Genomic DNA, 7,736 nt, shown 5'->3' on the forward strand with positions numbered 1-7,736 from the left:
TTTTCCGGCGAAGGTACTTTGCGGATAATGCAGTTGGCGTGAATGTCCGGTCGTTAGTGGCGAAGACTGGGTTCGAGACAAGTAGTGTCAGCCAGTTGACAGACCGCAGCGCGCAACTTCCGTAATCTTATTTCCGACGTCACGAAGACGTGGCCTCAAAGGCCAGGTCAAGGAAGACCTCAAAAGTTACGTGTGGACCGGCAAGCTGGCGTGGGAACGGGGATTGCCACAGGCTGGGGAGCCGCTGGTTTTGCCGGTCCGCACTTTTTCTTGACTACAACGCAGCGCGCTTCAGGGTCGCTGAGCGAATTCTCCGATGATGCGCGTCGTACCAATCTCCCCATGCTGGCGCAGCAACTCGACGTAGGTTTCGCTGTTTTCCGGCTGCATGATCCAGTCAGCATTTTGTGTACCCATAAGCGCACGCAGCTGAGCGCGCTTTTTTTCCGTTTGGGCAATGCCCGCTTCGTCACCGGCTGCCTCATAGGCCCGGCGTTCGAGCGCCAGGGCATATTGGACGCTGAAAAAATCTCCTCCGGGTAGCTGCATGATTCGGGCGGCTTCGAGACAGGTGGGTGCGTCCAGAGCGCCATCGTCCTTGCAGCTGTTCAAAAGCTCCTTTTCTAGACCACTTAGGGTCAGGGCTAGGCTAAGACTCATCCCGAGGATCGAAGAGCTGCGAAGATCCAATGGATCAACGGCTGGCCCGGTCAATCCTTTCTGGTAGCCGTGAAAGAACTCATAGGCAACGCCGCCCAGCCCGCGGTCGTAGCGATTTGCCTTGCCGGCAAGCTCGAGCCACGCGCGAGCAGAGTCCTTATCCTTCTGCTGCACAGCCAGAGCCGCCAACTGGGTCAGAGCAAACGCGTTGTCGGGTTCGAGAGCAGTCAGATACAGCGCGGATTCTTCGACGCAGCCCCAGTGCTTCTCTGTGATACATCGTTGGAGCATGATTCTTCTGGGCAGCCACGCGTCGGGATACCTGGTGATCACAGTCTTAAGCGCCGCCATGGATTTTTGCTTCGGTAAACCGGCCAGATGCTCCTGGAGATTCAGGTGATAAGCGGACAGCGTTTGCACACCGGGATCCGGATGCTCCGCCCAGCGCGAGAGCGTGGCGGGTGCGTGAGCCTGTCGTTGCAGGAATTCGTCGACGACGTCGGCCTCCGAGGAATAAACGTCGAAACTCAGGCAGGCACTGTCGTCGTTGACCGATACTCCTGGGGTGCAGTCTTCTGGCATCTCGAGATTGGGCTCGATGATGGCCTCAACTGTTTCGATCAATGTCGGCCCCGTCGTCAATCGGGCATACGCCTCACCACGAAGTATTAACTCCCGGAGTGTTGCCAAAGGATCTGGTAGCTCGAGAAACTGTTTGTAGGAAGTTTCGGGGTGCAGCTGCTGGACCTTGATCCGCTGCTGGCTGAGCCTCGCGGCGCGTGAGTCTTCACCTCGTTTCGTGTAGACCGACCCTTCGATGGCCAGCGAGCGCATGACCGCCAGCCTGTCGACGCCGGGTAAACGCAGCGCTCGCGCGAAGGCTAAACATGGGGACTGCATTGTCGGTTCCGATGTGCTTTGGCAGCGGTGAGTCAAGCCGCCAAGCGGATCAGGAAAACGCTGCTGAACTATACCGGCTGACCAATAAAGGGCCCCCAGCTTCTGGCTGAGCGCCGGATCGGGGAATGGAGTGCCGTCGACCAACTGATCAGGGAGCATGGCACTTTCGGCGAATCGATCGATGGTCTCACTAAGAGCGATCATGGCGGGTCGCTCCCCCACATCCAGCTCTGTGGCTTGGCTGGCCGCTTCGAGCAGGCGAGTGGCCTCCAGCAGGTCGCCTTTTTCCCAGGCAAGCTCGGCCAGCAGCAGGTAACCGACAGCGTTATTGGGGTGGTGCTCCCGCAGCAGGTCGGCCTGGTCCGCTCGGCAGGCGGCTTGCGCCGCGTACGCCTCCTGGTGGGGGCGGGCATCGCCGCACCGATGAAACCTCAGCATTCTCGGCGCCAGCTGCTGCGGACTGCTTTGTAGAAGCTCGCCCAGGAGCGGTTCGACGGGTGGCGCTTCCCGTCGAGCGGCAGCGAACGATCTGTAGCGCAGAAGAACTTGAGTGAACTGACTCTGCCAGCGTGTATCAATCGCCAGCTTTGCCTGAACCTCCGGCTCCTTAAGGGCGGCGTCGAGCGACTGCCAGGTTTGGCGAACGGCTGCCCACTGTTCTTCCAGCGGTGAACAGCTTGGCGTAACGGTTGCGTCACTCGGCTGACCGCAGCTGGCGGCCGTCAGGGAAAGGCCCAAGAGAAGCGTCGTTAGCATCGGGAAAAGATACCTTTCTGGTCTCGGCGCCGCCAGTGTCGTCCGTTTGGCGCGTCGGGGGACGCAAAAATGCCAGCAATTGAAAGGTTCTGGCGGTCGCACGGGTCTTAACCGATATGAAAACTCTCCGCACACGCGTTTTACCCGTATTGGTGCTGCTGCCGATGCTCGTTTTTGTCAGCCCACTTGCCGCGCAAGACAATTCAGCGCCAGCCTGGACCGCCACGGACGTCAACGGTCATGAGGTGGCGTTCCCCCCAGCTTCCGGTCCGCCGACGGTGCTGCTCTTCTGGGCGACCTGGTGCCCGTACTGCAAGGGCCTGATGCCCCATTTACAGAGCCTGGTCGATGAACATGGTGACGAGAATATTCGCATCCTCGCCGTGAGCCTCTTTGAGGAAGATGACGCCAACCCGGCGGCTTACCTCGCCAAGCAGGGCTTTCAGTTTCAGCTGGTGGAAAAGGGTGAGACGATCGCCAAGCAATATGGCGTCAAAGGCACGCCCGGCTTGTTTCTGGTCGAGCAGGGTGAAGTGGTTTGGCATCTGGGTCTAGCGCGTCAGGCTGAAGACCGCACCGAGGGCGTGAAGGGTCACGGCCTGCGCGCCGCGCGCCGCGCACCCTTCTGGGCCGCGGAGCTGCGCAAGGCGGTGGACGCGCTTTAAGCTCTGGATTGGCCGAGCTTCCGTAGCGATGTGACCTCAAAAAAGGTCAGGCTCCGCATTGGAGCCTGACCCAACGTCTCAGCGCAGCTGAACGTAGCGAACGCTCTTGTTGACCCCGCTCATGGCGGTTGCGGCAAAAGCTGCTGCGAGAAGTGTTTTTTTCATGACTATCCCCTCGATTATTGGGCCCCTGCTGCGGCTTGAGGTGTAAAAGCCTGAGCACATTTCTCAGAGATGGGCCCGGAGACTCAGGCCCTGGCGCCGATAGTGTTTTGCTCAGGTCCAAATGTGTTGTGCGCCTAGTTCGCGATGCTGATCAAGCGATGTGGAGGCACGTGACACCAGAATCCGGCGTTCCGCCGTTTTGTGACCTCGTGGCGCGGATTTAGGCCCGATATCGCATTTGGTAGAAAGGAAGAGGGCTCTGGGTTATGAAAACATCACCTTTTTCGCGCTCCGTCATAGGAGGCCTGGTGGGTCTTCTCGTCGCCGGATCGACGGTCGCTCATCAGCTGCATAAGGGCTTCGCTGAAACCTCCAGGGTGTTGGATATTCTCGCCGGCCCGGGCGACTCGATGCCAGACCAGATGCTGGGTATTGGTGACACGCTCTTTTTTGTCGCCACCGATTCAACCTCTCCAATCAACTTCGAACTGTGGCGCAGCCGGGGCGATTTTTCGAACACGATCCCGGTGATGGAATTGCCAGGTTCCGTCAATCCGCAGGAGCTCACCGAGGTGAATGGTCGACTCTATTATGTCCAGAATTCTGCGGACTTCGGCTTCGAACTTTGGCAGGCAGGCTCTGACGGCGGTGCTGCCATCGTCGCTGATCTTCGTTCCGGGCAGCCCTCCTCTTTTCCTCGAGGACTCACCGCGGTGGGTGATCTGCTGTTTTTCAGCGCCGATGACGGTGTTGCGGGTCGAGAGCTATGGGTGCTCGATACGGTTGCTGGCCAGCCCAGTCGTGTCGCTGACCTGACCCCTGGGGAGGACGACACCGTATTTTTTGTTAACCCCACCGGTGGCCCGAATACCGCCGCGACCGAAAATCTGCTGTTTTTTGTCGCGGATGACGGCGTCAGCGGGCGCGAGCTTTGGCGCAGCGACGGCACCGAAGCCGGTACGTTCGTCTTCGACATCAACCCGGGTCCTGATTCATCGATGTCCTTTAGTATCGACCCGGTTGTTCCGGCACCCTTGGACGACATGGTAGTCGCAGGCAACCGGCTCTTTTTTGCGGCGGACGACGGTCAGACAGGGAGGGAGCTATGGGTGAGCGACGGCACGGTTGAGGGAACCCGGCTGGTGTTGGATATCCGCGAAGGACCACTCAGCGGCAGTCCGGATGATCTGGTTCCGTTTGGCGTTGAGGTGATCTTTGTTGCCGGCAATGGCGCTAATGGCTTGGAACCGTGGATCAGCAATGGTGAGCCAACCGGTACCCAGATGCTCCGAGATATTCAGCCCGGACCGCAGTCCTCCGATCCCGGCCTCTTCACGTTTGTCGATGGCCTGGTCTATTTTGTCGCCTCCGATCCACAACATGGCGGTGAGCTGTGGCGCACCAACGGCTCAAGCGCCGGAACCTCGCTGGCTGCGGATATCTACCCGGGTTCGGAGTCTTCTTTCCCGTCCAAGATGGTGGCCGGCGCCGACGGCCTGGCCTATTTTTTTGCCGATGACGGGGTGCACGGCGTTGAGCTCTGGCGCAGTGATGGCGAGCCACAGAATACTCGCCTCGTGGCAGACATCCTCCCAGGCCCCGCAAGCTCCGGACCGTTTAATCGAATGGCCTCGACCGATCAGCGCGTCTATCTGCAGGCGGACGACGGCACAACCGGTTTTGAGCTACACAGCGTGTCGACCTGCCCGACCCAGTTTCAGAAACAGGATGCGGTTTGTGAACGAAGGCCGCTGAGACCGCCCAAAAAGATCTCCGTGGTATTCCTCGATAATCTGCCGGGGAACGTCAATACGCCTAATACGTTTGTGCCGGCATCAGAGTTTCGAGTGGTTCGGGTTGGCGGCGATTACGTTCTAAAAGCCATCAACGAAAACGGCGTGCAGCCGCTAGATCCGTCGCTGCCCCGAATTCCGGAACCTGGCGGTGCCGAGCTCTATGGCAACGTCCGAGAAGTGTTTACCGGACGTATCTACCAGACACCTTTCACTGATCAGGACTTTGACGGTTTGCCGGACTCGCTCGAGCCCACCACGCGAACCAGTGCGGATAGCAACGGCGATTTTATTCCTGACGTGACGGTTGACGCGGACAACGACGGGCTTGATCTGGCTGATGAAATCTACCTGGGCCTCAATCCCAATAACCCCGATACGGATGGCGACGGATTGACCGACGGGCTGGACATCGCGCTGGCCCGAACCAGCCGGCAATACACCGTGTTTCCGCTCGTGGTGAATGACTACACCAAAGAGGCGGACAACCCGCAGTCGGCCCTTCGAGAAATTATCCTGCGTGCTAATGATTTGCTCCAGTCGGCCGGGATTACGCTGGTCTTGTCAGGGTTCCAACGAAACGCGACCGCGGGTGATGCGATGGCAGACGGAATGGTCAACGGTCAGGATGAGTTCAATGCCATTCGCTCGGCCGGCTTGGCGGAGGTGCTGCCGCAAAGTAAAGGCATCAAGGTCTCGGTCATGAAAAGCGGCGACGACACAATCCTGCTGCCGGGGTCTAAAGACCCCAATGCCGCGCTGGTCAGTGCTGCCGGGGCTTCAAACGATCTCATCCCCTTTATCATGCTCAAGCAGGGGACCAACCTGGACTACTCAGCTCGAACCCTCGTTCACGAGCTCGGACATGTCCTAGGGCTCGAGCATCCGGATGAAGACGGTAACGCTCAAACTGTGCCCGAGCCCCAGTTTGTGATGACGGGCGGATCTCCGGAGGTGTTTGAGTTCGTCAATTCCGGTGATTCGGATAAGGGGCTTGCCAACGTCCTTTTTGCCGAACCCAACTTTGCCAAATTGCGAGCGGCGCCCGCGCTGGCTGCCTGGGGACAGAAGGGGCGGCGGCAAAGCCCGGCGCGTCGGGTTGTCTACGGCAGCGGTCAGGCCGTTGATCCCGAGGGGGATCATTCAGGGCCAAACTATCTGGACCTCACGGCAGTGCAGCTCGTGTCCGACGGAGAAGCGGATTCGGTCGCGTTGACGGTATCGGTGGAAGAGGCGTTTCCGTCCGTAGACGGTGAGCAGGCCCTATTCCGAATTCTGCTCGACAGTGACGGCAATGATGCCAGCGGCGACAGCATCTTGGGCCGCTCGGGCATTGACTGGGATCTGGAGCTCGCGGTGTTTCGAGTCGACGGTGAACTCAATGCGGTGGCGCAGGCCACAAGGTTGCCCGGGGGTTCGCCGGAGCTGCTCTTGCCTGGACCTGTCGTCGAGACGCAGCAGTTTTTTGTTGATGCGGAAGTTCTCCCACTCCCTGTCCTGGAATTGGGGGGCAGGCTAACGCTAACTCTGACGACCGAATTCTTGGGGCTGGCCGACAGCGATATTCCAGTCACCGTGCTCACCATGACTGACGGCGGGATTGAAGCGGACGATTTGCAGGTCACGCTGCGAAACAACCGCTGGACGTCCGATCCAAGCATGGAGCTCGATCGAGAAATTGCTGCACCCGGCACATCGGTGACCTTCACGCTTGCCGGGCTCACGCCCCTGGAAAACTATGAGCTGTTTGTGGGGAATACGGTATTGGCGACCGGTACTCTGGATGCATCCGGTACGGCGACGGGCGCTTTTTCGGCACCCTCGGCGGCGTCCGAAAATCTCCAGTTTGTGCTCGCCCGCGACGAGCAGGGTGAGGTGGCTGACAGCGTCCTCATTGTTCCAATCGGGCTGTTCGCCGATGGGTTCGAGGACTAGCATCCTTAGCTGGTGACGCAAAAAGCCGGTACGTCCCTGTACCGGAAAATGCGAGCGGTGAGACGGAGTCTTGCCCTGCGTCGTCACCACCATGCATCGGGGGGTCCATGCTCTTCGGCATGTCAAAGCGGTTCGGCGACGCTAGCGGTAACTGACCGGCCCGCTGTGGTGTCGCCAAGAAAACAGCCCCTGTTTGACGTCTTTTGCCGATAGGAAGAACTGACCCAGACCCTTATCCATTGAAGCGTCAGCCGATGAAAAAGCGGGTCACTAAGGTGGATTACGCCAGCCTTTGCCCATTGCGTTTTGTCTCTGCCGGCGGCGGCAAGAACTGCATTGGCGACGAAATGCGGACTAGCCTGAATTCTGAGCTGAAGGCCTGAACGCTCTCTAGGGTGCGCCGTTCCTTTCAACTGCTAGGCTATGGGCAGTCTGCAAGAGTTGGAATCTCTATGAATTATCGCGTTGGCCGTGTCTTGACGGCTCTTGCCGCAACGCTGTTCGTTCTGCCTTCCTGGGTGAACGCGGGGGCAGACCAATATCGCTTTGAGCGGCTCTGGCCGGTGCTACAGCAACCCTGGTATTTCCTTGCGACCGGGCTTGCGGTGGACGACCAGGGTTTCATTTACCTCGCGGATTTCAACGCGGCACGCGTCCAGAAGTTTACGTTACAGGGCCAATACATCACGCAGTGGGGGAGCCCGGGTTCCGGGCCTGGCGAGTTCAACACGCCGCAATCGGTTGTCGTCGATTCTGCGGGCAGCGTTTACGTGGCCGACCGCGGCAACAACCGGATTCAGAAGTTTTCCAGCAGCGGTGTTTACCTGACGGAGTTCGGCTCCGAGGGAAACGGTCCAGGCGA

Annotated in this window: 4 protein-coding genes; 3 read left to right on the top strand and 1 reads right to left on the bottom strand. The window is 59.2% G+C overall.

What is annotated here, in order from left to right; translation table 11 throughout:
* Nucleotides 1–291: 291 nt before the first annotated feature.
* A complete protein-coding gene (locus AAF358_23525; GenBank protein MEM7708546.1) occupies nucleotides 292–2,316 on the bottom strand; it encodes a hypothetical protein in 2,025 nt (674 codons plus the stop codon).
* Between the two features lie 116 nt (nucleotides 2,317–2,432).
* Here AAF358_23525 and AAF358_23530 point away from each other — a divergent pair, with 116 nt between their 5' ends.
* From AAF358_23530 to AAF358_23540, 3 genes are all read left to right on the top strand, one after another.
* Complete coding sequence (locus tag AAF358_23530) at nucleotides 2,433–2,981, top strand: TlpA disulfide reductase family protein (GenBank protein MEM7708547.1); 549 nt, start codon at nucleotides 2,433–2,435, stop codon at nucleotides 2,979–2,981.
* A gap of 473 nt (nucleotides 2,982–3,454) precedes the next feature.
* Nucleotides 3,455–6,874 (top strand): ELWxxDGT repeat protein, encoded by a 3,420-nt coding sequence (locus AAF358_23535; GenBank protein ID MEM7708548.1) that lies wholly within the window; start codon nucleotides 3,455–3,457, stop codon nucleotides 6,872–6,874.
* Between the two features lie 452 nt (nucleotides 6,875–7,326).
* Nucleotides 7,327–7,736, top strand: a 410-nt coding sequence (locus AAF358_23540; protein ID MEM7708549.1) for a 6-bladed beta-propeller, incomplete at its 3' end; no start/stop codon positions are given.

Source organism: Pseudomonadota bacterium, from assembly GCA_039033415.1.
Lineage (GTDB): Bacteria > Pseudomonadota > Gammaproteobacteria > Xanthomonadales > SZUA-38 > JANQOZ01.

Bases quoted from the DNA above. Each gene is read 5' to 3' on its own strand.
- AAF358_23525 (MEM7708546.1), bottom strand. From the start codon at position 2,316: ATGCTAACGACGCTTCTCTTGGGCCTTTCCCTGACGGCCGCCAGCTGC.
- AAF358_23530 (MEM7708547.1), top strand. From the start codon at position 2,433: ATGAAAACTCTCCGCACACGCGTTTTACCCGTATTGGTGCTGCTGCCG.